This window comes from Flammeovirga aprica JL-4 (assembly GCF_012844305.1).
In the GTDB taxonomy this organism is placed as follows: Bacteria; Bacteroidota; Bacteroidia; order Cytophagales; family Flammeovirgaceae; genus Flammeovirga; species Flammeovirga aprica.
Genome location: NZ_JABANE010000042.1, coordinates 47,607 through 72,292 on the forward strand (window position 1 = coordinate 47,607; position 24,686 = coordinate 72,292).

17 protein-coding genes are annotated in these 24,686 nt (G+C 36.2%); 8 read left to right on the forward strand and 9 right to left on the reverse strand.

Translation table 11 applies throughout. The features are described from left to right. Nucleotides 1–302 precede the first annotated feature (302 nt). Entirely contained in the window at nucleotides 303–1,622 is a 1,320-nt protein-coding gene (locus HHU12_RS16030; protein WP_169657763.1) for an MFS transporter, read from the forward strand. Nucleotides 1,623–1,732: 110 nt separating this feature from the next. Here the strand turns inward: HHU12_RS16030 and HHU12_RS16035 are convergent, their stop codons facing one another. Continuing rightward, nucleotides 1,733–3,361: a M43 family zinc metalloprotease gene (locus HHU12_RS16035; RefSeq protein WP_169657764.1), complete on the reverse strand. Its 1,629-nt coding sequence runs from the start codon at nucleotides 3,359–3,361 to the stop codon at nucleotides 1,733–1,735. Between the two features lie 132 nt (nucleotides 3,362–3,493). Here HHU12_RS16035 and pyrH point away from each other — a divergent pair, with 132 nt between their 5' ends. Then, on the forward strand, nucleotides 3,494–4,201 hold the full coding sequence (pyrH, locus tag HHU12_RS16040) for a UMP kinase (RefSeq protein ID WP_169657765.1): 708 nt from the start codon (nucleotides 3,494–3,496) through the stop codon (nucleotides 4,199–4,201). 84 nt (nucleotides 4,202–4,285) lie between these two features. Next, complete coding sequence (gene frr / locus HHU12_RS16045) at nucleotides 4,286–4,849, forward strand: ribosome recycling factor (protein ID WP_062618432.1); 564 nt, start codon at nucleotides 4,286–4,288, stop codon at nucleotides 4,847–4,849. 125 nt (nucleotides 4,850–4,974) lie between these two features. Here the strand turns inward: frr and HHU12_RS16050 are convergent, their stop codons facing one another. From HHU12_RS16050 to HHU12_RS16075, 6 genes are all read right to left on the reverse strand, one after another. Beyond that, nucleotides 4,975–5,313, reverse strand: coding sequence for a DUF2149 domain-containing protein (locus HHU12_RS16050; RefSeq protein WP_169657766.1), 339 nt, complete (start codon nucleotides 5,311–5,313; stop codon nucleotides 4,975–4,977). Then, complete coding sequence (locus HHU12_RS16055) at nucleotides 5,282–5,887, reverse strand: MotA/TolQ/ExbB proton channel family protein (RefSeq protein WP_169657767.1); 606 nt, start codon at nucleotides 5,885–5,887, stop codon at nucleotides 5,282–5,284. Before HHU12_RS16055 ends, HHU12_RS16050 begins: the two co-directional genes overlap by 32 nt. Beyond that, nucleotides 5,871–6,503, reverse strand: a complete 633-nt coding sequence (locus HHU12_RS16060) for a hypothetical protein (RefSeq protein WP_169657768.1) — start codon at nucleotides 6,501–6,503, stop codon at nucleotides 5,871–5,873. Before HHU12_RS16060 ends, HHU12_RS16055 begins: the two co-directional genes overlap by 17 nt. A 32-nt stretch (nucleotides 6,504–6,535) precedes the next feature. Continuing rightward, on the reverse strand, nucleotides 6,536–10,747 hold the full coding sequence (locus HHU12_RS16065; RefSeq protein ID WP_169657769.1) for a cobaltochelatase subunit CobN: 4,212 nt from the start codon (nucleotides 10,745–10,747) through the stop codon (nucleotides 6,536–6,538). 74 nt (nucleotides 10,748–10,821) lie between these two features. After that, nucleotides 10,822–11,910: an HmuY family protein gene (locus HHU12_RS16070; RefSeq protein ID WP_169657770.1), complete on the reverse strand. Its 1,089-nt coding sequence runs from the start codon at nucleotides 11,908–11,910 to the stop codon at nucleotides 10,822–10,824. A gap of 9 nt (nucleotides 11,911–11,919) precedes the next feature. Continuing rightward, on the reverse strand, nucleotides 11,920–14,193 hold the full coding sequence (locus HHU12_RS16075) for a TonB-dependent receptor (protein WP_169657771.1): 2,274 nt from the start codon (nucleotides 14,191–14,193) through the stop codon (nucleotides 11,920–11,922). A 299-nt stretch (nucleotides 14,194–14,492) separates the two neighbouring features. On the opposite strand from HHU12_RS16075, the gene HHU12_RS16080 reads away from it, so the two are divergent. Beyond that, nucleotides 14,493–14,900, forward strand: a complete 408-nt coding sequence (locus HHU12_RS16080) for a MerC domain-containing protein (protein ID WP_169657772.1) — start codon at nucleotides 14,493–14,495, stop codon at nucleotides 14,898–14,900. Between the two features lie 174 nt (nucleotides 14,901–15,074). Then, nucleotides 15,075–16,220, forward strand: coding sequence for an acyltransferase family protein (locus tag HHU12_RS16085; protein ID WP_240970996.1), 1,146 nt, complete (start codon nucleotides 15,075–15,077; stop codon nucleotides 16,218–16,220). Nucleotides 16,221–16,490: 270 nt separating this feature from the next. Here the strand turns inward: HHU12_RS16085 and pdxY are convergent, their stop codons facing one another. Together pdxY and HHU12_RS16095 are read right to left on the reverse strand one after the other, a co-directional pair. Continuing rightward, nucleotides 16,491–17,345: a pyridoxal kinase PdxY gene (gene pdxY, locus HHU12_RS16090; RefSeq protein ID WP_169657773.1), complete on the reverse strand. Its 855-nt coding sequence runs from the start codon at nucleotides 17,343–17,345 to the stop codon at nucleotides 16,491–16,493. Nucleotides 17,346–17,779: 434 nt separating this feature from the next. After that, nucleotides 17,780–19,036, reverse strand: a complete 1,257-nt coding sequence (locus HHU12_RS16095; protein ID WP_169657774.1) for a hypothetical protein — start codon at nucleotides 19,034–19,036, stop codon at nucleotides 17,780–17,782. A 150-nt stretch (nucleotides 19,037–19,186) separates the two neighbouring features. On the opposite strand from HHU12_RS16095, the gene HHU12_RS16100 reads away from it, so the two are divergent. The 3 genes from HHU12_RS16100 to HHU12_RS16110 all read left to right on the forward strand — a co-directional run bounded on the left by HHU12_RS16100 (nucleotide 19,187) and on the right by HHU12_RS16110 (nucleotide 24,058). Next, nucleotides 19,187–21,559, forward strand: coding sequence for a TonB-dependent receptor (locus tag HHU12_RS16100; RefSeq protein ID WP_169657775.1), 2,373 nt, complete (start codon nucleotides 19,187–19,189; stop codon nucleotides 21,557–21,559). Between the two features lie 242 nt (nucleotides 21,560–21,801). Further along, nucleotides 21,802–22,809, forward strand: a complete 1,008-nt coding sequence (locus tag HHU12_RS16105) for a M29 family metallopeptidase (protein ID WP_169657776.1) — start codon at nucleotides 21,802–21,804, stop codon at nucleotides 22,807–22,809. After that, a complete protein-coding gene (locus HHU12_RS16110) occupies nucleotides 22,802–24,058 on the forward strand; it encodes a purine-cytosine permease family protein (protein ID WP_169657777.1) in 1,257 nt (418 codons plus the stop codon). The genes HHU12_RS16105 and HHU12_RS16110 overlap by 8 nt, the downstream gene beginning before the upstream one ends. Nucleotides 24,059–24,686: the final 628 nt, after the last annotated feature.

The window sequence follows — 24,686 nt, forward strand, 5'->3', positions numbered from 1 at the left end:
GTAATATAAAAAGATTTAATCGAATGAAATAATAATGCTTAAGATCATTAGTTTGTGTTACAGTCTTAAATATATTTGTTAGGAAATGAAAATGAAAAATATAAGCCAGGACAAAAATAAGTGCTAAGCCAAAAATAATTGATCATTAATTCTTGATTATTTTTTGTGAGTACAACGCAAAACAAGAATCAGAATTAGTAACAAATAATTTTATCATAGTACTGACATCAATCAAACAACATATAAAACCTTTGTTCCTGCTTATAAACAACCTTTAAATATAGCTACAAAAAAGTACCATTATGTTAGAAATACAAAAGAAATTAAAATCTTCCTTTTTCGTACTTCTTAGCCTTCCATCCACGGCAATGGGTTTTGCATTATCGATTCAAATTGCAGCGCTAAGTTGGATTCTAAACACCAAATACGGATTTGATATTCATGAAGTGGGAATTGTGTGGGCAGCAGGCCCAATAGCAGGAATTATTGGTCAGCCTTTAGCAGGTTTGGCTTCTGATAAAGTTTGGTTTTTAGGAGGAAGAAGAAGGCCTTTTATTCTGATAGGAGGTGTCTTGACGGCATTAATGTTACTGGCTTTACCCAATATTCACGTGATTTCAGAGGCTCTGGGTTTTGAGCCTACGAAAGCGTTGGAAGATCTCAAAGAAGGACAATTTCCTGCTTCTATTTATGTAGCGATTGCAGTAGCATTGATTCTTGATTTATCGATCAATATCAGTTTTAACCCCACTAGATCAATAATAGCCGACGTTACCAATGAAGATACTGTAACCAAAGGGTACACTTGGATGCAAACTATCTCGGGTACATTTGGTGTATTGGCCTACTTCTTAGGATCTACTTTAGGTAATATCTCACTGATTTATTTTGGTGTTTTTTTAGTATTTATCTTCTCAGTATTGCCAGTGTTCTTTATTGAAGAGCCTAAAACATTAAACAGTGCTGAAGAGGAGGAAGATGGTTCTGGAAGATCAGAAACGGATACAACAGGGTTTGTTAAAGTACTATTAGCACATGCTCCTACGTGGTTAGGTATTCAGACTATGTTTGTCTTTATGTTTGCCTATGTACAGCAAGAATATCCAAATCTTGGAGATGAGGAAGTGGGAAGTGTAATCAACTGGTCATTCTTAATTTTTAATGCTGTTGCTGCCATTTTACCTGCATTGGTATTGGAGCCTATCACAAAGAAAATTGGTAGAGTGAAAACACACGCTATTTGTATTGGTATTATGGCTGTAGGGTATGCCGGAATGATCTTCTTAGGCAACAATTCAGTATTTATGATTTATACCATGATGGTGATTTTGGGTATTGGATGGGCCGCTACGGTATCATTGCCGTTTGCGATCATGTCTGAGAAAGTAGCCAAAGCAAAAATGGGATTCTACATGGGTATTTTCAATTTATCAGTAGTATTACCACAGTTGGCCGTTTCAGCATTTATCGGTAAAATCCTTTCTGATGCAGAAGACAAAACGTTGATGTTCTATATCGCATCTGTTGCGTTGGCAATTTCGGCTGTAGTTTGGCTGACCGTCAAAGAATCGAAAACTACTGGTGAGGCTTCTTCAATTAAATCAGGAGGGGGACATCACTAGAAATAATAAATTCAGAACTATATATAAAGAGCTGACAATTTCGATTGCCAGCTCTTTTTTATTGTACAAAGCTTTAATAAAACTGAAACTGTTTCAAGAAGCTTTATCATCTATCTTTTAATACATCTTTGCGTATAAGTCCCTTTATCAGATCTCAACAACATAATATAAGTGCCTCTAGGTTGGCTAGAAAGATCAATGCTTACAGTGTTGTTTTTATCATAAATATATTTTGTCAATATCTTTTTTCCATAAATAGAAAGCACCTCAACAACTCCTTGCTGATGCATATATTCTGAAGGATTGAATGTGAAGATACCCTCAGAAGGATTAGGGAAAATAGTAAAAGAGGAATCAACAGCAGGAGGTCTTATCCCCACAACGCCATCTTGAATGTAGATTTGGTTTGATGGATAAGAATAAGCATTATTATTGATCAAGTACACCCTGTAAGAGATCTTTTTTGATACTTCAGAAGGGTCGTAATAATAATTATAGCTGTCGGTTGTAAGGCTGAGGGCAGGGCTGATGATTTGATACCCTTCGTTATCAATTTGTTTTTCAACAATAATCGCCTTCGCATTATCCACATCTTCCAGTGTCCACGTTAAAGCGTGAAAGTCTTTCCCTTGTGTAGCGTTTAAGTTGATTGTTCCAGTAGGGGAATCTGCATTCAAGGTTGCTCTTTGAGGTGCACTATCCATCACAATGTCCACTCTCGCTTTTTGATCTAAACTAAACATGGTCATACAAGCATCATCTGTATAATCCATGAAGTTTTGATATTGAGCTGAATTGAACTTTTCAGTTTCACATAGATATGTCGTAACATTAGAGTTTGTGCCATCACAAACGGTGATGCTGCCACTTGCATGATTGCTGGAGATATGGGGAGTGTCATCACAAAAATCATGATTTAAATACTCTCCTTGATCATCTACAGCACAACTAGAATTGCCCCCAGTTCCCCATATATGTAACAACCCGAAGTAATGCCCTAATTCATGTGTCAATGTTCTACCAAGGTCATATGGAGCCCTAAGGTTATCGTAGGTTTTAAATTCATTAGACCCAAAAAAATTAGGATCAATGACCACTCCATCTATGGTGTTAGAAGCAATTTCACCACTGCCCACAATTCCGTCAGCGAATTCAAGGTAATTAGGGAAGAAAGCATATCCAAGATCACCGCTTGATAAAGGAATCACCCAAATGTTGAGGTATTTTTCAGGATTCCAAATATTTTCACTGATTAGCCTGTTGGCTTGAATTGATGAATAGCCTCCTGATCCCACAATTCTATTGACCCCAGGTTCTTCTAGTTCATTACCATTAGGATCATAAATAGCCATTTTCAATTCTATATTGAGTTTAGAAATGCTATTTTGAAATTCTTGTAAAGTTTGCTCTTTATTGGGATTTTCTAGCTTCAGGTCTTTATTGGTAGCATTGATCTGCGACATAATTTGATCATAAGACAGGTTATTGCCAGTATCAATACTTTCGTTGCTCCGGTGAACAATATGCACAACTACCGGAAGATTTAGAAGTGTAGTTCTATTTGTTTTTTTTATTTTTGCTTGTGATAGATAAGGTGTTGTTCTAAATTGTGTAACAGGCGTGTGTGTGTGAGTACCGCTCGAGCATTGTCTAACAGGTCTTTGAGTTTGACCATTAACAGTGAAAGCGGTGAAAAAAAAAGCACAAAAAGCCAGTTGTATTTTATTTATTGATAACATGTTTAAACAGGAAGTTGAATAAAAAATGCTAAAATATTGTCTTGCAATATGATAAGTTTTTACGAAAGGTACATATTTTCTCCCATCATTTGCATGACTTTTTTATATTTGCAAAACTTCAAATAGCCATATATGAAATATAAAAGAGTTCTTCTGAAATTGAGTGGCGAAGCCTTAATGGGTGAGCAACAGTATGGAATTGATCCAACACGTTTGGTTCAATACGCACAAGAGATTAAAAAAGTAGTAGACCAAGAGGTCGAAGTAGCCATTGTGATCGGTGCAGGAAATATCTTCCGTGGTATGCATTCCGACAAAATGGGAATTGACAGAGTTCAAGGTGACCACATGGGAATGTTAGCGACGGTCATCAACGGTATGGCTTTACAAAGTGCATTAGAAGGAGTGGGTGTTTACACTCGTCTGATGTCAGGAATTCAAATGGATCAGGTGTGTGAGCCTTTTATCCGTAGAAGAGCAGTACGTCACTTAGAAAAGAACAGAGTAGTGATTTTCGGTGCTGGTACTGGTAATCCTTATTTTACAACAGACTCAGCAGCTTCACTTAGAGCAATTGAAATTGACGCTGATGTAGTATTAAAAGGTACTCGTGTAGACGGTATCTATACTGCAGATCCAGAAAAAGACCCTACAGCTACTAAGATTCCTCAATTATCTTTTGATGAAGCATTAAGCAAAAATCTTAAGATTATGGATTTAACTGCCTTTACTTTATGTAAAGAAAACAACCTTCCTATTGTAGTGTTTGATATGAACAAGCCTAACAACTTGTTTGAACTCATGTCAGGCGAACCAATTGGTACAGTTGTTTCGGAATAAGAAATAAATTAGAGCGTGTTTGTTGCGTCATCGAAAGTTGGCAAACATGCTCTTGTTAAATAATCCCTTAAAAAAAATAGAAAAATGGAAGAGGAAATAGGAATGTACCTTGATGAGGCAAAGGATATGATGGACAAAGCCATCAGCCATACTGAACATGAATTACAAAAAATTCGTGCAGGTAAAGCTTCAGCTTCTATGTTGGACGGTCTTATGGTAAGCTATTATGGCGCTCCAACTCCTATTAACCAAGTGGCATCAGCAACTACGCCAGATGCACACTCTGTAGTAATCAAGCCTTGGGAAAAAAATATGTTGGCTGAAATCGAAAAAGCCATCCGTGACTCAGACCTTGGTGTTAATCCTATCAACGATGGTGAGCAAGTGCGTATCAACATGCCTCCATTAACAGAAGAGCGTCGTCGTGAACTTGTAAAGAAAGTGAAAGGCGAAATCGAAAAAGGTAAAATCAGCCTTCGTAATGCTCGTAAAGAGACAAACGACGGATTGAAGAAGTTATTAAAAGATGGTGCTTCTGAAGATGCAATCAAAGATGCTGAAGCTTCAGTGCAAGATCTTACAAACAAGTATACAGCGAAGATCGACGCGATCTTTGTAGCTAAGGAAAAAGATATTATGACTGTATAAGTTATCTTTTCTTGTTGTATACAAGAAAGAAGTCTCACTACTTTAATACATCTAATGTATGAAGTAGTGAGACTTTTTTTATTCATCATCAGCCCACTTAAGTCATGAGCTAATGATGAAATATTCTAATCCTCAATATAAATCACCTCTCCAGATTCCAACTGATACGCCGTACCAATCTTCTTTCCTTTATTACCAGACTCTTTCTGGTCTTGATTTTCAGAAGGCTTATACTTTGTGATTTCTTTTCCTTTTTTGGTGATGATTTCCATCTGCTCTTTCCCTGGGTTCTTTACGATGGTAAAATCTTCATCGGAGAAAAATTCTTGCATATTGAATCTCGTCACAAAGGCAATCATCAAAGCTACAGCGAAAACCATGGCTACATCAAAAAGATTGGCTACGGATGCTACCGGATCGATATCGTCCTCATTATTTAAGAACGGATTTTGTCTTCTTCTCATTTTCTTCTTGCATTAAATCAACAATAAAAACTAAAGTAGCATAGTCCTCAGCAAACCATTTCTGCTGAACATTTTGCAATACAAACCCAATACCACCGATAATCAAACCGACAACAGTAGTGGCAAATGCCATCTGCATATTATTCGCCATAGAGGCAATATCACCCGATGAAAGTCCTACTAATGCAGGTCCCATTGGAATTAAAGTACCCATCAAACCTACTACAGGTCCCATCTTCGCCAAGTTTTTCAACATACTTAAAGACTTTCTTCCTTTGGCTTCAAACTCCGCAACCACCCTTTCTCTTCTGACCATTGAGTCTTCAAAAGTGAATAGCTCATTGATGCTAGCAGCAAGCACAGAATCAGAAGCAAAATTAGGCTGAATTAATTCCTTTTTTAATTCTTCAATGTAGGGCTTAATCGTCTTTTTCTGTTTTACTCTTTGGATAAAAGCATGGTAGTTTTCTCCCAATTTTACCAAAGAAAGCACGAACATTACAATCAGTGCGACGACGGTTGGAAACATCAAACCTGATGAAATCCAAAACAATATTTTATTTACGTAATCCATGTTTTTTTCGAATTGATAATAAATAACCGATCAATGCAAACACTCCGAAAATCATCAGTACGAAAAGCGATGATTGTACATCAAAGTCGGAGTTTCCTCCATGTAGTTTTTGAGGATTGAATAAGGTGGAAATCAGCAATAGCTGTAATATGCTGAAGACGGTAACCACTACTGACTTAATTCGGATCAGTGATTGATTATTTCTGAATGAAAAATAAAAACCTAATCCAATAATTAAGATCGAGATCGCATAAGCGATGCTTACAGCCTTAAAACTCCATCCATTAATTGAATCAAAAATCAGTATTTCAATAATCAAAATGGAGAATAGGGAAGTGGGTCTCGGTAAAAATGAAAGCACTTGATAGAGCCCTTTGATCACCTTGGTATTGGAATAGCGGGACATTAAAACACCCAAACTCATTTCAATAATCAAACTTCCAAAGAACAACATTACCCATTGTTCTGTCATTAACTCTTCAAACCAATAGCTCTTACTCTGACTGATCAGTGTATTGAAAGAAAGTAATGCTGCACTACTGAGCAAAAAGTATCTAATGACCGACGGCAGCGGTCGAGACTGCCATCGGTCTGCAATCATTAGAACAAAACTCATGGAAAGTATTAAAAAGAAAACACCTTCCATAGTTATTTTACTTTATAATAGACAGCTATTAAAAGGAGTAATAAAGCGATCACGCCCAAGGCGATGCTGATTTCAGAATTACTCAAACTTTCTTGATTATCTTTTGGTTGATCCACGGTTTCTTCTTGGATCACCTCTTTTTCTAATTGAATACTTTTCTTTTCTTCTTTTGCCTCAGTTTGTTGTTTTGATGGCAACTCTCTGACTTTTGCGATTTGTTGTTGGTAACTTTCTTTCAGTTGTTGATTGGTAGAATTTTCTACAATAAAATCTTTCAACTTCATGTTGTCACAAACAAACTCACTACAACCTGCATTGTGCTTGTCAATCATTTCCTGATGTACTTCCACCAACTTCTCAATCTGAGCTTGACTCGCTTTCCAATAACCTTTACGGATTGTTTCCAGCATTACAGCAGTCACTTCTTCCAGAGCATAAGGGTTTTCTTTCTCGAAGAAATCTTGTGTCTTTAAGTTGTATTTATCTTCTACCAACACTTCCATCAAGTCATCCCAAAGGTGATTCTCGATTTCGTTAGGTTTCATCACATTCCAACCGTAAGTATTACGGATCGTCTCCGCTACATTCTCAGCACTTGTTGCCCCTTCCTTCATCATCCCTTTCAAGTATTTAGGATTCAATAAAGTTGAACGAGCCTCTACCATCAAGGCTTCTTTTACACTTTGAATTTTGACGTTGTTGGCATTTCTGTAATCATTGAAATAAGCATCAGGATCTTTACCTGTGGTATGTCTTACGGCCATACTTAATCCTCCCATAAACTCATACACGTGATCCAAACTCAAACCACCCCAAGTATTACTTTGTCTTGGTTGAACCACCACATCAGTATTTTGAAGAGCTGCTTCGAAAATGCCTTCTGCAAATTCTCCCCAATCTTCTTCACCATAAACCGCACCCATGTTGTTGATATAAGTAGAAGCAATTTGATCTTCTGATTCCCATCGATCTCCTTTTTCTACCAATCCCATGATGTTTGTTCCGTAGTTGCCATTCACACCGCCAAACACTCTATCTGCTGCAAAACGTTGTGCTTTTTGAGGAGACATCCCTTTTTCCTTTAAGAAACGTTCCGCCTCTGCCACACCTTCTTTTACAAAGTTGGTGACAATCTCATCGGCATTAGCCGCTAACTTCACTGCTTTATTAATCAAGAACATTCTTGAAGCTGCCAAGTCTCTAAATTGACCCGCAGTTTGCACCACTACATCAATTCTAGGACGATCCAATTCTTCTGAAGGAATCAACTGCACATCCATTACTTTTCCAAAAGGACCACGAACAGGCTCAACTCCTAGTAAGTATAATATTTCAGCAAAAGTTGCCCCTTCTGTCTCGATAAAACTACTTGCCCAAAGCGTAAAACTCACTTTCTTCGGGTACTCTCCGTTTTTCGCAAAATGTTGCTCCAATAATTTCTTCCCTAAAGATTTTCCTAACTCCCAAGATTCTTTGGAAGGTGTCGCTTCCGCATCAATAGAGTAAAGGTTTCTACCCGTAGGCACTGCATAAGCATTGGCAATCGGATCTCCACCTGAAGTCGGCAAAATATGACCACCTTTGATGCCGTTGACCAAAGCGAGTTGCTCTTGTTGGGTACTGATCTTAAGGTTTTCCTTCGACTTTAAAACATTCTCCAAACCAACGAATACGTTTTCAACATTTTGAGCATAAAGCATCCCTTTACGAGCAATCGCACTTTTCTTTTGTGCTTCCGCTCTTTGTTTCAACAATTCGTCTTTCGGAATATCCAATTTCTTTTTGACCTGAGAAGCACCACTTTTACCATCCACTTTTTTCTTGGCGTGAGCCATAGCATGCATTTTTGCCTTTTGTTGCTTTTCTTCCCAAGCCTTAATCTTATCCAATCGTTCTTGTTTGATCAATTGATTTTTGGCTTGCGCAATGCTTAGCCTATTGGATAAAAGTTTTTGTAAAATCGCTTTTGTCGGCTGACGGTAATGCTTATCAAAGTAACGTGCATCTTCTGATTTCTTTTGATCAATAATTCCGTCGGCAACATCCAACTGTGCCAAGCTGTAAGCAATCGGGTCTAATGACATCAATAAAGCCGTCTCATTTAACTGCTTTTCAGTGTAAGATCTGCCCAAGCTGTACAAGCCATTGGCAACTTTTGAATTACCAATTTCCTCCACATATTGAGAGATCGCGAATAATGTAGAATCACTTACGTCACCAGAGAAATCCAATTGAAGATCTTCATCAATTTTCATCTGACGAGCAATTTCAACAGCAGAAGTTTTATATTTTTTCTTAAGGTTAGGATTTTCTACGCTGTAAAACTTATCTAGCTTTTCCTCTAATTTTTTAAGATCACTATAAATTTCACCTTCTGTAAAAGGAGCCGTCATGTGAGTGACAGTAGTAGCATAACTTCTTCGCTTCGCAATGATGCCCTCACCAATATTACTAATCGTATAAACATAGAAATGTGGTGTACTTCCGATTAAAGCATCACTCCAATCATTAGAAGATAAACCTACTTGCTTACCCGGTGTAAACTCTAAACTACCGTGCGTGCCAAAGTGAATAATGGCATCGGCTTTAAAGTCATTTTTCGTCCATAAATAAGAAGCTACATAAGGGTGGGGAGGAGCCGCTTTGGCACCATGCACCAATTTGAAACTGTCATCACCAAGACCAGGCATAGGTTGAGGTAATAAAACCACATTGCCAAAGTCCAATCTTGAAACCGCGATGTAGGCATTATCTTTTTCTTTTACAGAAAGGTATTCACCAGGAGCTTCACCAAATTTCTTGACTACCTCACCGTAAGCACTTTTCGTAAGATCTTTCGCCGTCCATAGTTGGTAATTTGCTGTATCTACTAAAACAGGATCAGCTGTCTTCACAAAATCATCAAATTTACCTTTCGCATACGGTCCTAAAACCAACCCATTTTTCTGGATCATTTCATGGAAATCCTTTTGATTCTTTGGCATATTGTCCACTTTGAAACCTTGTGCTTTCAGCATTTTCAAAGTGTTGTACAATGATTGTTCTACTTCAAGGTTGGAGGCCACCATCGCATTCATACCAGGACCTTTGAAATAGTAAATCGCAATTTTTTGTTCCGATTTTGGCTTTTGCTTGATGTCAATGTAGTTCTTACACATATCTGCCAAGCGGTCGATTCTTTCTGGAATTCCTTTAAACTTCAAGAAACCAGATTCATCTTTCATTTCTACCGCAAAAGCATAAGGAGCTACGGCACCATCCAATTCAGGAAGTACTACACTCATGCTCAACATTCCTCCTGACATTCCTTTCTGAGACTTTTCCCAATCTTCTTTTTTCTGGAAAATACTCAAAGGAGACAGTACCGGAATATTATGTTCTTTCAACCACTGACTTACATCTTCTCTTGAGTGACCCGCCAAACGACCATGAGGAAGGTAAACCACCAAATCAGGTGAAACCTCTTTCATCATTCGGATACGTTGGGTGTGAGAAGTAATTGTGATGACATTTAACCCTCTATCAAAAAGAGCTTTCTGTAAATCAAAAATATGTTCAGGGTTAGCATTAAAAGGTCCAGGAACACTCGTCAATAATGCGACGGTCGGCTGACCTTCTTTATAAGTATTATTTTTCTTTTGGTTTTCAATAACTTTAGCTAATTCAGTAAAAGCCTTCGTAGTTCCCATGCTTAAATAAGCATCCTCAGGAATCTCTTCTACAGGTTTAACTTCTGGAAGGAACCAAGCTTTTTTATCCACATTGACCCTTGTATAATTTAGTAGCTGATGATAGTTGTCCTCACCACCATTATCCAAGTAAGCCTCAATTTCCAATGCCGAAACTGAGCCAATATTACTAATCATATTATAAGCGTCATTATTGGAAGCATACACATATACTTTTGTCCCCATATGACTCGCTTTCATCAATTCACGTTGCTCATCGGCAGATAGTGACAACCCTCGACCAAATAGGTAGATCACATCATAACTTGTGGCATCGCTTATGTTTTTCTTAGAAAGTGAAGTGATATTAATCCACTCACTGTTGTTTACTTTATTGATTTTAGAAAGCTGGAATTCTGAAAAGGAAATAAATGCAATCTGCGTTACGCTGACTTGAGTCGCATAATACAAATACATCATCAAGGTGACTAAAAGTACAGCACTTGATTTTAATATTTGCTTTTTGTTCTTTTTGATGAATTTCATTCTAATGAAGTGGTTTGAAAGGAGAGAATCCTTGAGTGAAACACCCAAGGATAATCTTTCTTATATAAACTAATCTATTGTAAAAGTTTGTATTCAAATGTAGGATAGCCGTTTTGACCGTCTTTTGTGTAAGCAAGGAATCGTAGTTTGTAGTTGTTTCCTTCTTCATCATTTACAATGAAAGAGATATGACTATATACTTTGTATACACCATCTCTATGCGGTTGTAAAATATGGAACCACTCTTTACCAATCACATCACCTTTTGTCGTAAACTCGTTGTTACCAACGTTATCCGCTGTGATTTCTTCAAAATTACTGTCTTCAATTGTTAATTGATTGATTGGAGCATCTGTTTCATCCGTTGCTTCATAATCCGCAAAATCAGCTTTTGTACTTTTAGCTCCTTTCACACTACCATTTTGGTTCAAGATCACAGAAGTGTTTAAACGCATAATATCACAGTTCACACCCGGTACTGCTGCAGGTCCCATAGTAAAACAAGGAGCACCCGTTCTTACGGTTACAGGCTTCAATACGATATCCCAGTTGGCAGGTTCTACCTCCACAGTTTGGTTGTTGATTGCAGAGAAATAAACAAAACCATTACCTTTTTCAATCGTTGTTGTTTGCTCGTTTTGACCGTCTAAATCAGCAAAACGGATGATTGATTGAGAAGCTGAATTTTCAGTGATAATGAATTTTTTAAAGCCTAAAGCTTTCGCTAATTCGTTGATACCTAAGTCTAAGATATAAGGCTTGTTTAATTCAAAGTTCTCTCTGTTCCATGCTGTTAATGTTAAGTCAGCAGATTCATCGTCATAGAAATATTGAAGCCCTGAAACACTCGCTTCATTGATAGCATCAAAATCTGTTTCAGTAGGCATTAATAAAGCTACTTTTTTTCCTGTATTGGATTGAACTACTCCTTCTTTATTGAATGCCAACTCCCAAGTATTTGTTTCAGTTCTAGTAGTTGTACCAGTGTTAAAGTCAACAAAAACTTGGTGAGAAAAATTACTAGTGATGTCTGCTGTAATTAGCTTACTTTCTACATTTTCGTCGTCTGGAGGAGTTGGAGTTGTAGTCTCGTCTGATGACTCACAAGCGAATAACGAACAAAGTAAAATACTGCTGAAGATTGTTGTTTTAAATAACTTCATTATTGAAAATTAAAATTGATAACCTAGTTTGATAAAAAATGTAGTGCCATAGCTGATAGGTCTTTCACCTGTACCAACTCTGGACAAAATACCTTTGGAACCATCACCATAGATATTTACAGTAGTGACGTTGAGTAAGTTTTTAGCACCCACCGTAGCCAATAACTTTCTCTTCATAAATGGTTTTGTTAGCGTCAAATCCAATAAGCTGTAAGCTTCTAGAGTTTGTGTTCCAACATCACCTTCTTTGGTTTTAGAAAATTCAGCATAAGGGCTGTTATATTTATAGAAGACGTTGATTTTAGTATCGAATTTTCTGATCAGATAACTACTTCTTAGTGTGATTTCATAGCTATTGAAAAATTGATCAGAAGATTCCGACCCAGATCGAGCTAAAAAGCTGAACCCTGGATCAAACGTAAACCGTGATTTATATTCTGTGGCAAGATTGACTGAAAACCCTGTAGAAATGTAGTTCTCGATGTTTTCGTAAGTTCTTTTGACAGGAGTATTTTCTGAAATATTCGGAGGTACACTGTCTAGGTTAACCATTTCAATTTTGTTTTTGATCTGATTATAGAAAACAGATGTGTTTAATGACCATCTCCAATCATTATAGTTTTGGGCATAAGTTGTTTGTAAATTAAAATTATCACCATTTTCAGGTGTTAGATCAGGGTTTCCAACAATATAGTGATTAGCATCGCTGAAATAGTAATACAATTCTCTCATAGAAGGTACTCTATAACCTTTACCATAACTAAGGCGATATTGCCAATTTTCAGATGGCTTATAGAGAACATTAAATGAAGGAATAAGAGGGATATTTGTACCAGCAACATCAATTGCTCCGTTTTCAAAAACAGTATTAAAAGTTGTTCTGAAGGCACTTTGAAAAGCCCAAGCATTTGAAATTTGCCATTTATATGCTGTGAAAAGAGAGTATTCATCATATCCATTTCCTGAGTCAGTACTTACTTTTCCTCCTGCAGCTCTATTGATATTAGCTTCATAACCCACCACCCAAACGGAGTTGTTGCGACCTATTTCAGATAGCACATAACTACCTCTAGATGTAAAGGTCATAAATGATGTAGTATCATGATCGGAGAGTGTATCACTCAAAAACTTCATATTGTGATACAAATCGTTTACATAAAGCTGAGATTGCTGTTCATAGTAAGAAATCCCGTTGGTAATTTGTAACTGACTTCTTTCAGAGAATTTAGCATCAATATTAATTCCACTATTGATTCTATGTGTTTTATATTCTCGATCTCTTGCAATAGCATAGCTATACGCCCCATCTTCACCAATTTTGGAATTTATACCGCCTTGACTTTCTCCAAGTGACTTTGAATCCTCAAAAAATTGTTGATAAAAACCGGAAATAGAAACTTTATTGATTTGATGTTTTAAGCGGAGGTTTCCATAATACTGTGTGTTAGGTCTCCAGAATTTTCCTCTTTTACTTTGGTCTAAATCATATCCAAGAAATTGATTTCTACCACCACTCAATGACATTGAAGTATTTTTCCAACCTTTCCTAATACTACCGTCTACATTAAATTTCCCAATAGACTCAACGTATGTATTTATACCTCCTTTCCAAGGATCATTCATTGACGGTTTCTTTGTAATCATATTAATAGTCCCCGCCAGAGCATTACTGCCATACTGTACAGAAAGTGGACCTTCTACCACTTCAATTCTTTCAATATCATTTAAGTTCAGTTGATTCAAATCAAAATCATCCCCACTGCCATTTACCAAAGGAAGACCGTCCATCAACATTTTTACATTGACTCCTGATAAACCATTGAGAATAATTCTACTCCCCAAAACATCGTCATGAATCACTTTGATATTCTGTTGCTGTTCTAGTAAGTCACTCATATTCACAGCACCACGGGCCTCAACTTCTTCTACTCCAATTCTTTTTACTTTAAATAAAGAGGAATTGGCTTTTGTAGGAACAAAACCACCTGTAACAACGATTTCATCCAGTTCATCTACCTGTTCCTGAAGCTGGAAAGTGTAGCTTTTTTGAGGTTGAATCGTTTTCACAATTGTTTCAAAGCCAAGACTGTGTATTATCACCCTTGTGGCTTTTGTTACATTATTTGGGATACTTCCGTTGGAAGAAGTGACATCAATAAAATCGTTACTGTCCTCGATTTGAACAGTAATACCTGGTATGCCTTCATTATTAGTATCAACTATTCTTATTGTATTCTGATGAGTTTGAGAATAAGAATTGATAGTTAAAAAAATAATGCTCAAAAGAGGAAGTAATTTACGTGTTATTGAGATTTTCAAAATGAACTTTGATAAGTGCTTAAATGCGATATAGTCGCAAAAGTATAAATAAATGCGACAGAGTTGCATTTGATGGTTGTTAATTTATCTAAAATTGTTAAACATTATTGTTTGTAATTAGTTACGCACTCTTCGATAGGTATCAATTCAAAAATAAAATTCATACAATCTTTAATATTCATATATATTCAAATGCGATTATATTGCATCATATGTTTTTTTTCTATTTTTGTAGCCTAAATACAATTTCATTATTAGTGCACATGAATTTATCAACTTATAAATCTGATGTTTTTGGAGCTGTCACAAGTTTTCTGTGTTTGATCCATTGTGTGATTACACCTTTTCTATTTATTGCTGACAGTTGCAGTATTGCGGCGGATAGTTGTTGTGAGGCGTCACCTTCTTGGTGGAGGCAGTTTGATTATTTGTTTCTATTCATATCACTTATAGCTGTGGTGCAATCCTACAGGTCAAGTCATAATAAAATTGTGAAGTTTTTGTTTGTATTGAGTTGGTCGTCATTGTCTTTTGTGATATTAAATGAGAAAATGCATTGGCTAAGTCTTCATGAAAATACAATTCTATTTCCTTCCATTGGACTGATTGTACTTCATATTTATAATCAAAGAGATTTAAAATCTAGAGGGGAAGAATGCTGTACAGTATAATTCAATACTATAGGTTTCAATAAAAAGGAAAGCTCACTATTCACCAATGGATACTGGGCTTTTTTTATTATGTATGTTGCTGATTTTGAATTGTAAATGATGAATTCTAAATCTTAAATATTACAAATAGAAGAGTGTTAGAGAGATGAAAAATGTATATTGTGAATTATTGAAATGAGCGACATTAACTACATCATGAATCAATCTTCCAACAAACATTTCGAGATCTTAGACGGTCTTAGGGGCGTAGCGGCGGTTATCGTTGTGGCCTTCCATATCCTTGAGGCTTTCGCTTTGGGGAAAAGAAACGAACAAATTATCAATCACGGTTACTTAGCGGTAGACTTCTTCTTTGTGTTATCCGGTTTTGTGATTGGCTATGCCTATGATAACCGATGGGATAAAATGACCCTGACAGGTTTCTTCAAAAGAAGAGTAATCAGATTGCAACCTATGGTGATCATCGGTGCCATAGTAGGAGCAGTGACATTTTATGCCCAAATCTCGCCAACAGTTTTTCCATTGATAGAAAATACGCCAGTGACTAAAATGTTATTGGTGATGTTGATTGGTTTCACAATGATTCCAGTAGGGAAATCTTTAGATATCAGAGGATGGGGAGAAATGTACCCACTGAATGGTCCAGGTTGGACACTTTTCTTTGAATACATTGCCTATACGCTTTATGCATTAATCTTAAAAAGACTTCCTAATATCATCTTAATGATTTTAGCGGCAATTGCAGGAGCATTATTGATCCACTTTGCTGTAACAAATCCATTAGGAGTGATTGCAGGCGGTTGGTCATTAGATGGAGAGCAATTGAAAATTGGTTCATTGCGATTAGCTTATCCTTTCCTTTCAGGACTATTGCTTTCAAGGTTTATGAAACCAAAACATTATAAACATTCATTTCTGGTCACATCAGCTTTAATGTTTACCGTTTTGGCTATTCCAAGTCTAGGATGGAAAGAGACTGCATGGATCAATGGTTTGTATGAAGCCTTAGTAATCATTATTGTATTTCCATTGATTGTTTACATTGGATCAAATGGTACAATCGAAAGTCCGAAAACTAAAAAGTTAGCAAAATTCTTAGGAGATATTTCTTATCCGATTTACATCACACATTATCCATTAATCTATATCTACACAAAATGGGTAGTTGATGAAGTGTTGTCTGGAAAAACTTCTTATACAATGGCAGCAGTTTGGGGAGTTGCTGTATTTGGTAGCTCTATCCTGATGTCATACATTTTCGTCAAATTCTATGATGAACCAGTAAGAAAGTGGTTAACGAAGAAGTTTTTGAGAAGTTAATCAGAATTTATAGGACTTTTTCAAAAAAGAATCAATTCTAGCGCAAGTGTTTAGCGAAGCGCCACTTGTGCTTACAAATGTTATAAGTCTGAAGACTTATAGAAATATCATAAAGAGCTAAAAGTCCATAGTTTTTTTTCAGTTATCAGGTCCAAGTCACGCTTTTAGCTTAAGACTTGAACCAGTTTTAGAAGTTGATCTGAATTTATAGAAGAATAAAAAAATGGAGATTGTACAACATTAGTATAATCTCCATTTTTATTAATAAATCTATAGTTGAATCGCCTCAAACAAAATACGCTCAGGCTCAAAGAATATCCTACTTCCAATCAAATCCAATTCAAGCCTTTTCTTTTCAGCGGTAGCTTGAATAAGTTGATACATACTGCTGATCGTTCTTTCCAAAGCTTTATTGGCAGGGAAACCATTCAGAATATTTGCCAATGTCAAAGCGGCAAATAAATCTCCAGTTCCATATACTTCACCCATTTCTATGATGGGATTGTGAATGATAAAATGGTTTTCTCCATCAAACAGTAAAACAGTCAAATGACCTGAAGGTGTTTCTTCAATTTTTAAAGAAGTCAAGTAAACCAATTTTGGTCCTTTCGCATGTAAAAGTCGAGAGACTTCCTTGGCATCTTCAAGTGTTTTGATTTTTTGATCACTCAAATATTCCGATTCAAACTGATTAGGTGTGATGATATCTGCTACTTCAATAATTTTATTCTTATAAAGAGGAGGGACTTCTTCACTAATATAAAAACCGGCTTCCACATCACCCATCACCGTATCACAACAGAACAACGCATCAGGATTCTCTTTTTTAATATCAGCTACAATCTCATATACAATATTACCCGTGTCCTTGCTTCCGAGATAGCCAGACAAAATTGCATCGCACGAAGATTTTGACGTATGCCTAAACACTCCTTCTAACACATTTCTTAAATGTTCTCCCGAAAACACATCTCCCTTCCATCCATCATATTGGGTATGCCCAGAAAATTGAACTGTATTCAACGGCCAAACTTCAAACCCTGAATATTGTAATGGAAAGACAGCGGCCGCATTGCCTACATGTCCGTACGTAACGTGTGATTGTATTGATAAAATATTTTTCATTTCAAATAAATGGGTGCTTATGAAAATAGGATATGCAAATTTACGATAAAATTATGCAGTGACATATAAACAAACCTTTCATTGAACTTAATTGGTTTAGAAATCAGGAGATTTCTAATGATCCGTTAGGCACAAATGACGCTTACACTTAACATTTGCACCAGTATTTTTCTTCCCTTATGAATGAGGTAGTACTCCCAATGGCATTGAATGGAAAAGCGTTAAGAATTTCATGTAATGAGCCGTCAAAAATGATTTTCTTGTTTGAGCATCTCAAAACGATGAAGTTTTGATCGAGTTATCCTTTCAATAGGTGAAAGGAATGAAATTTAGCTTTTGCCTTCACAGCCTAGATTTTTTGCTTCGTTTTTCATCAATGGAAAAATGAAGAAGAAAGAACCTTGAAAGTAGTGTCTTTAAGTCAAGCATTAAAGTTACTTATTGGAAAAAGTAGGCATTTCATTCTTTACAATCCTCACCTTCCCATTAATCAACTTTCCTTCATGATCCATCCCACTAAACACCCCTTCAAAAGGCTCCTCAAGCTGATTTAGATAAAAGCTTTTAAAGAAAATTTCACCACTGAGTACTTTGGAAAGCCCAAGCAATTGAAAACTAAAATGTACCACTGAACCATTTTGAATTATATCAATATCGTCTTTTTTGAAAATACATCCTTCTGTAGCAGAACTGATTTTATAAGTGATGGGATCAATGTTGAATTGAAGATCAGCAGAGTCATTTTCAGCATAAGAGAAGTTGATTTGATAACTCCCTGTCAGCTTTTCATAAGTAGAAGCAAAAGGACTTTTAGAAGAAATCTCAAGTGATGAATTAGGAACTCTACCATTATTCATAATCAATTGATTTCTGATTTCCTGAATAATATAATTTGGAATCTCCCTTTTCAAAGAAGCCTCAATCATTTCATCTTTAGAATCGAATTTCTCAAAAATCAATTTGCCAGCAATCACACGGTTATAAATATCAAAAGCATTATAAGTACCGATTAAAAAAGGACTGCTGTTCGGTTCGATATGACCGGCGTACAATATATCCTCACCGCTATCCACCAATTTATTATCCATTAGCGTTTTCGTTCGAATATGAATAATATCTACCCTTTTCGTCAACTGTCCTTGATAATGGAATTCTTTGTAAGTGCCATCATTTTGGTGGTAGATGTACTTATACTTTACATTTTTCCAATCATTATAAATCTCAACCTGACCTTTGATTACCTGTTTGTTTTCCCCGAAATGATAAGAAATGTAATAGCTATTTTCAACATTCTGTTTCTGATTGAGCCACTCTAATTGTTTTTCCTTCTCTTCAACATCCTCAATCTCATTATCAATAAAATCATAAAAATCTTGATAGCCGATATAGTTCACCATCAACTGACTGTAATAGCTATTGATTTTGATTTGAATCTTTCCGCTTTCCAGTGCTCTGTTTTTATCATATAAGTACTTTCCATTGACAAAGTCGCCGGACTGCTTTTCAAAATCATTTTTCAGGTTGGGTTCATTTGGATCATAATTACCAAACCCATAAAGTTGCGTGACCCTTTTTGGAGTGTACTGATTGTGATTTAAAGTAAATTGCTGAATGACCAATTTGATGAGTTGTTCAAAGCAATGAGAAGTATATCGAATACTGTTTATATCTTGGTTTTTCGCTTTTTCCATTATTTTCCTAAAAATTATATCGGAATTCAAAAATAAATAATTAGGAATTGTAAAGAAACAATAAAACAGAGGATAAAGGTATAATTACGAAGTTATTTCATTGTCCATTTCACTGAACTAACGTTACTCATCACTTTCAAGACAATCATTATGCAAAAAATTCAATTAATACTTTTACTAGTCTTTTTTACTACTACCTCTGTTTTTTCGCAAAATATTATCATCAAGGGTACAATTACTTCTGCCGATAATCAAGAATTAATAGGTGCTACGGTAATACAGAAAGGCACAACTTCAGGAACCGTAACGGATTTTAATGGCAATTTTGAAATCATCGTTCCAGAAAAATCGACCCTTGTGATTTCTTACACTGGATTCATCACTCAAGAAATTGAAGTCGTAAATCAGAATAAATTAGAAATCGTTTTAGAAGAAGATGCTCAACAACTGGAAGAGGTGAATGTTGTAGGATTTATGGGAGTTGTGGGTAAATCGAGAAGAAGAACTGAATCCATTCAAGTCATTCCAGAATCAGTACAGGCACTTAATTCAGAAGGAATCAAAAATGCAGGTATTACTGATCTGAGTGCTTTTGCAACGTTGGTACCCAATATGAAATTCAATACTTCACAAGCGGTAGGCAACAACTTCATTTCTGTACGTGGTATTCCTCAACTGAGAGGAGGAGACGCTCCGGTTGCATTTGTAATTGATGGAGTAACAGTTGCTGATCCAAGTTTATTGAATCAAGAATTATATGATTTAGCGTTGGTGGAAGTAGTAAAAGGACCTCAAGGTGCTTTGTATGGTAAAAATGCGATTGGTGGAGCCATCAATATTTATACGCAAGAACCTACAAATACTATGAGTAATAAATTGAAAGTAGGTTATGCCAACGGAAATGCTAAAACAGGGCAATTTGTATCTTCAGGAGCAATTGTCGATGATAAATTATATTACAGATTTTCTACCCAATACAAAGATTCAGATGGTTTATTAAAGAATGACTACTTGAATGAATATGTTGATTTCAGAAAGGATTTCAATATTAGAGGTCAGCTGAAAGCCGATTTAACAGATCGATTGAGTGTTTCAGTAGGATATCAGCATTTTAATTTGGAAGGTGGTGCCGCTTATTATTCGGTGAACCCAACGGGTTATGAAGTTGATGGTGTGCAAGAGCCAGGTGGAGCATTGGATCCGAATCCAAAAGAAGGAAATAATACAATTGTAAGTGATGTGCTTGGACAATCAAGTATGATCAATCACAACGGAAATATGAAGGTCAATTACAGAGCAGACCATTTCAATATTCAAAGTATCACTTCATTCAATCAAGTAGACAGAAAAACATATGGCGATCTTGATTTCTTACCTTATGATGACTTTACCCAAAATGAAGTAACTTCTTCAACTACTTTCAATCAAGAAATCAGAATTGAGAATAGAAACAACGCTTCAAAATTGGATTGGAGTTTTGGTGGATTTTTCCAGATCGTAGACGAACCTTTCTATCAAGATGGATTAGTCAGAGATTATGATACATGGGAACAGTTCAACGTCGTTGCCGCTGACCTTACTAATGTAACGCAGACTGTAGCTTTATTCGGATTTTTAGATTATAAAATCACAAACAAACTAACAGCTTCATTAGGTTTCAGATTTGATATTGACAACTTTGAGCAGGATGACCGACTGAATGACGTAAAATCATCAAGATCAAACAACGTCTTCCAACCGAAAGCCTCATTATCTTATCAAGCCAAAGAAAACATCCTACTATTTGCCAATTATGGAAAAGGGTACCGTACAGGAGGATTCAACCCCGCAGTGACGAACTTATTCAATAAAGACTTTAAAGACGAGTTGACGGATAACTATGAATTCGGTTTTAAAACATCCGCTTGGAATGAAAGAATCATCATCAACGGTTCAGCTTTCTATACCGATTTCACGAATCAACAACAGTTCATTTTAGACCTGACAGATTTTTATGGAGGTATTTATAACTATGATAAAAGCCGTGTGATTGGTTTTGAAGTAGATACCAAATTCCGTTTGAGCAAGTATCTTGATTTAGGGTTTAACTATGGTATGTCAGATTCTGAGATCATAGAAGGAGGAACAACAGGTGGAGAAAACTCTGATGTGACTGACAATAGTAAATACAATGGAAATAAAACGCCATTCGTTCCGGTAAGCAATTTTGGGGTAAACCTTTCTTCATCATTCAAAATCACAAAAGAAATGAGGTTCAACGGCTTCATCAATTTAGATCATACCGGAAAAACGTACTGGCATGAAAGCAACCTAGAAGAACATACTTCAGATGCTTATAATTTATTGAATGCAAGATTCTCGGTGAGCTACAAAATGTTTGAATTTGAGGTGTGGGGTAATAACATCATGAATCAACAATACTACCAGGAATTTTCACCAGGACAATTTGTGGGTAGCCCTGATGATGTAGCGTGGAGAGGTCAACCAAGATCTTTCGGTACAGCTATGACAGTTCGATTTTAAGAATTAAATAATAAAAGGGGGAAGGGTAAGTACAAGGTCAGAAGAAGAAATATCATGGTAGAGTATTCTTTATGTTGGATACCGCTGTAGGGACGTTGCATTGCAACGTCCGCCGAACCACAACAAGAACCATATTTCTTCATTTTCTTTTGTCCTTGTATTTAGAGCAACTTTCACCTTAATAAAGTAGTACAATTTTGGATTACAGATATCAGAAGTTTTGTGAGACCCTTATTCAAACCATGTTTAAGGTCCAAGAAGGGGAGATTGTTGCATTGACAGCCGATTCCGGTTCAGATATGGATTTGGTCAATGCTCTAGCAAAAGAAGTAGAAAGTTTGAAGGCAAAGCCATTAGTTTTGATCGTACCTCAAGCAAAATACGACGGACAGGATGGAATGAAATATTGGCCTCACGAAGCATTAACCCCAGCGTTGTGTAATGTAGATGTGTGGATCGATTTACAATCTATCGTCATGCTGTATTCTGATATCTGGGAGACCGCGATGGCTCAAAATAAGAAATTACGCTACCTAATTTTAGGAGACAGCCCTATTGATTCTTTGTTAAGAATTTTTACTCACTTTGATATTCCTACTTTAAAACACCTATTAAATGAGGTGTTGGACTTAGCCAAAAGGAGCAAGACCATTCACATTTCAAGTGCCAATGGTACTGATGTGAAATACGACATTGATTTATCATATGCTTTTGACATTGATGATGGTGACTACTCTACCCCCATTTTCGGTACTGCTCCTGGCTATGTCAATATTGTTCCCAAACTGAAAAGTATGGAAGGAAAGATCGTTTTTGATACCTTAATGAATGCGGACCTTTCGGGAGAAAACCGAGTAGAGTTTTTGATGGAAGAGGGAAGTATTATAAAAATTGAAGGTAACAAAGAAGCGGATCAATTTAAAGAATACATTTCTTCATTCAAGGATGAAAACATGTACAAGATTTCCCACAACATGATCGGTTTAAATCCAGGTGTGACTGAGTTGTCAGGAGATATCGTCGAAGATGAAAGAGTATGGGGCGGTGTTGATTTTGGATTTGGCTACACTAGCCCGATGGACATGCCACCACATGGTCAAGAAGCTGCTTCTCATTTTGATGGAGTTGTGGAAAAAGTAACGATAAAGTTTGACGAGACCTTGATCATTAAGGACGGAGAAGTATGTTTACCAAGTTTATTACCTTTGGCGGACAAACTAAAACAAACAGACCAACAAACCTATGAGTGATCAGAATCAGTATACAACTTCCAAGGTAGAAGCGAAGGACTTTATGAGCGGATGGGCAATTGCCCTCATCATAGCAGGGACGGGAGTGAGCTTGCCTATTTTATACTTAGGGTCAGAAATTACACTAGAGGCAGGGTTTGAAAATGCACTTTACGCATTTGGTGTTTCTACATTGGTCCTTACCATGCTGAGTTTTTGTACTACGCTAATCGGAAATAGAAGCCGTCTTTCCACTTATATGATTTTGAGTTTTCCCTTCGGAACAAAAGGCGTAAAACTTATTAATCTAATGATAGGTATTTGTTTGTTGGGTTGGTATGCAGTGGCGTTAGAATTACTCGCCGAAGCCATCAACGATACCACTTTATCCTTATTCGAATTTCAAACACCATTTTGGGTAGTCATATTTGGGAGCAGTATTATAATTACCCTTAGCACCATGTATGGAATAAAAAGTTTAGAAAGGCTCGCCAATTTCTTTGTGCCATTTCTATTATTATTCTTAATAGGAGTAATGTTTTATTCCTTTGATGAAAACATGACATGGAATAAGATTATCAACTTTACACCAACGTTACCTACCCTTTCTACATTCGAAGCAACTTCCATTCTAATTGGCTCCTCCATTTTATTACCCGTATTAATGGCAGATTTCTCAAGGTTTGTCCATAATGATAAGCATAGTTTAATATCAGTATTAGGAGTGACGCTCGGATTTCCATTAGTATTATTAATTAGTGCCATCCTAGCGATCAATACTGGAGAGAAAGATATCATGAAAATGATGCAGATGATGGGATTGATTTTACCAGCATTTGTTTTACTCTTTATCACTACTTGGGTGACTAATGCCACAAACCTTTATTCAGTAGTGTTGACTTTCTCTACAATATCAGAAAAGTTTACATTCAAAAAGCTATGTATCATTACAAGCTTATTAGGAACATTATTAGCATTAGGTCGGTTTTCAGATCACTTATTTGACTTTCTTTCCTTATTAGGAGTATTCACCCCATCAGTTTCTGCAATCTATATTATAGACTTTTTCCTACTTAAAAAGCAGAATTACCAACTAGAAGATAGACCACAATGGGGGATATTAGCATTAACAGCATGGTTGGTCAGTAGTGGTATTTCTTTATTGAGCTACTACGAAACTATCACAATCACGTCTATTTACTTCTTTGATTCATTAATTATCGCAGGCTTGATATATTTTTTTGGATCAAAGTATATCAATCAGAATTAAGAAAGAACCTAGCTAATCCGTTGTTGATTAATAAGTTATCCTGTGTGTAGTGCTACATTCCTTTTTGATGATGAATTTATTTGCGTTTATTTAATGTAATTTTTTATAGAAGTTATTGCATTTAAAAAACATCCTATTACCTTTGTACTCCCTTCAGCAAACGGCTGAGGAAAAAACAAACGTAGGGGTTGTCCTATGTGACAACCCGACTCGGGTAGTTGAAATAATGAAAAGGTATTTGATTCAGTTGAAAATCAGCGATGTAAATTAAGTTTCTAAATAAAACAAAATAAGCATTGCAAATTAAATTTCTCTTCTTACCTTTGCACTCGCTTTTAACGAAAGGCTTTTAAAACTTCTCTTTTGAAGTGACAAATACTGAGTGTTGAGCGTTGAGAAAATCAACAAAAAAAACTTCAAAAATTTTTGAAAAAAGATTTGGAAGTTAAAATAAAAAGTTCTTACCTTTGCACTCGCTTCTGGAAAACGAAGCACATTTAAGCAACGGTTTAAATGAAATAAAAATCTGAAAAACAGATCATTGAACTTCGGTTCAAACGTTCTTTTGATGTAATGAAAAAGTAATTATAAGATCAGCGAAAGCGGATCCCAATTACAGTTAATTCTT

Coding starts and splice junctions, on each gene's coding strand:
- HHU12_RS16030 (WP_169657763.1), top strand. CDS start 303: ATGTTAGAAATACAAAAGAAATTAAAATCTTCCTTTTTCGTACTTCTT.
- HHU12_RS16035 (WP_169657764.1), bottom strand. CDS start 3,361: ATGTTATCAATAAATAAAATACAACTGGCTTTTTGTGCTTTTTTTTTC.
- pyrH (WP_169657765.1), top strand. CDS start 3,494: ATGAAATATAAAAGAGTTCTTCTGAAATTGAGTGGCGAAGCCTTAATG.
- frr (WP_062618432.1), top strand. CDS start 4,286: ATGGAAGAGGAAATAGGAATGTACCTTGATGAGGCAAAGGATATGATG.
- HHU12_RS16050 (WP_169657766.1), bottom strand. CDS start 5,313: ATGAGAAGAAGACAAAATCCGTTCTTAAATAATGAGGACGATATCGAT.
- HHU12_RS16055 (WP_169657767.1), bottom strand. CDS start 5,887: ATGGATTACGTAAATAAAATATTGTTTTGGATTTCATCAGGTTTGATG.
- HHU12_RS16060 (WP_169657768.1), bottom strand. CDS start 6,503: ATGAGTTTTGTTCTAATGATTGCAGACCGATGGCAGTCTCGACCGCTG.
- HHU12_RS16065 (WP_169657769.1), bottom strand. CDS start 10,747: ATGAAATTCATCAAAAAGAACAAAAAGCAAATATTAAAATCAAGTGCT.
- HHU12_RS16070 (WP_169657770.1), bottom strand. CDS start 11,910: ATGAAGTTATTTAAAACAACAATCTTCAGCAGTATTTTACTTTGTTCG.
- HHU12_RS16080 (WP_169657772.1), top strand. CDS start 14,493: ATGAATTTATCAACTTATAAATCTGATGTTTTTGGAGCTGTCACAAGT.
- HHU12_RS16085 (WP_240970996.1), top strand. CDS start 15,075: ATGAGCGACATTAACTACATCATGAATCAATCTTCCAACAAACATTTC.
- pdxY (WP_169657773.1), bottom strand. CDS start 17,345: ATGAAAAATATTTTATCAATACAATCACACGTTACGTACGGACATGTA.
- HHU12_RS16095 (WP_169657774.1), bottom strand. CDS start 19,036: ATGGAAAAAGCGAAAAACCAAGATATAAACAGTATTCGATATACTTCT.
- HHU12_RS16100 (WP_169657775.1), top strand. CDS start 19,187: ATGCAAAAAATTCAATTAATACTTTTACTAGTCTTTTTTACTACTACC.
- HHU12_RS16105 (WP_169657776.1), top strand. CDS start 21,802: ATGTTTAAGGTCCAAGAAGGGGAGATTGTTGCATTGACAGCCGATTCC.
- HHU12_RS16110 (WP_169657777.1), top strand. CDS start 22,802: ATGAGTGATCAGAATCAGTATACAACTTCCAAGGTAGAAGCGAAGGAC.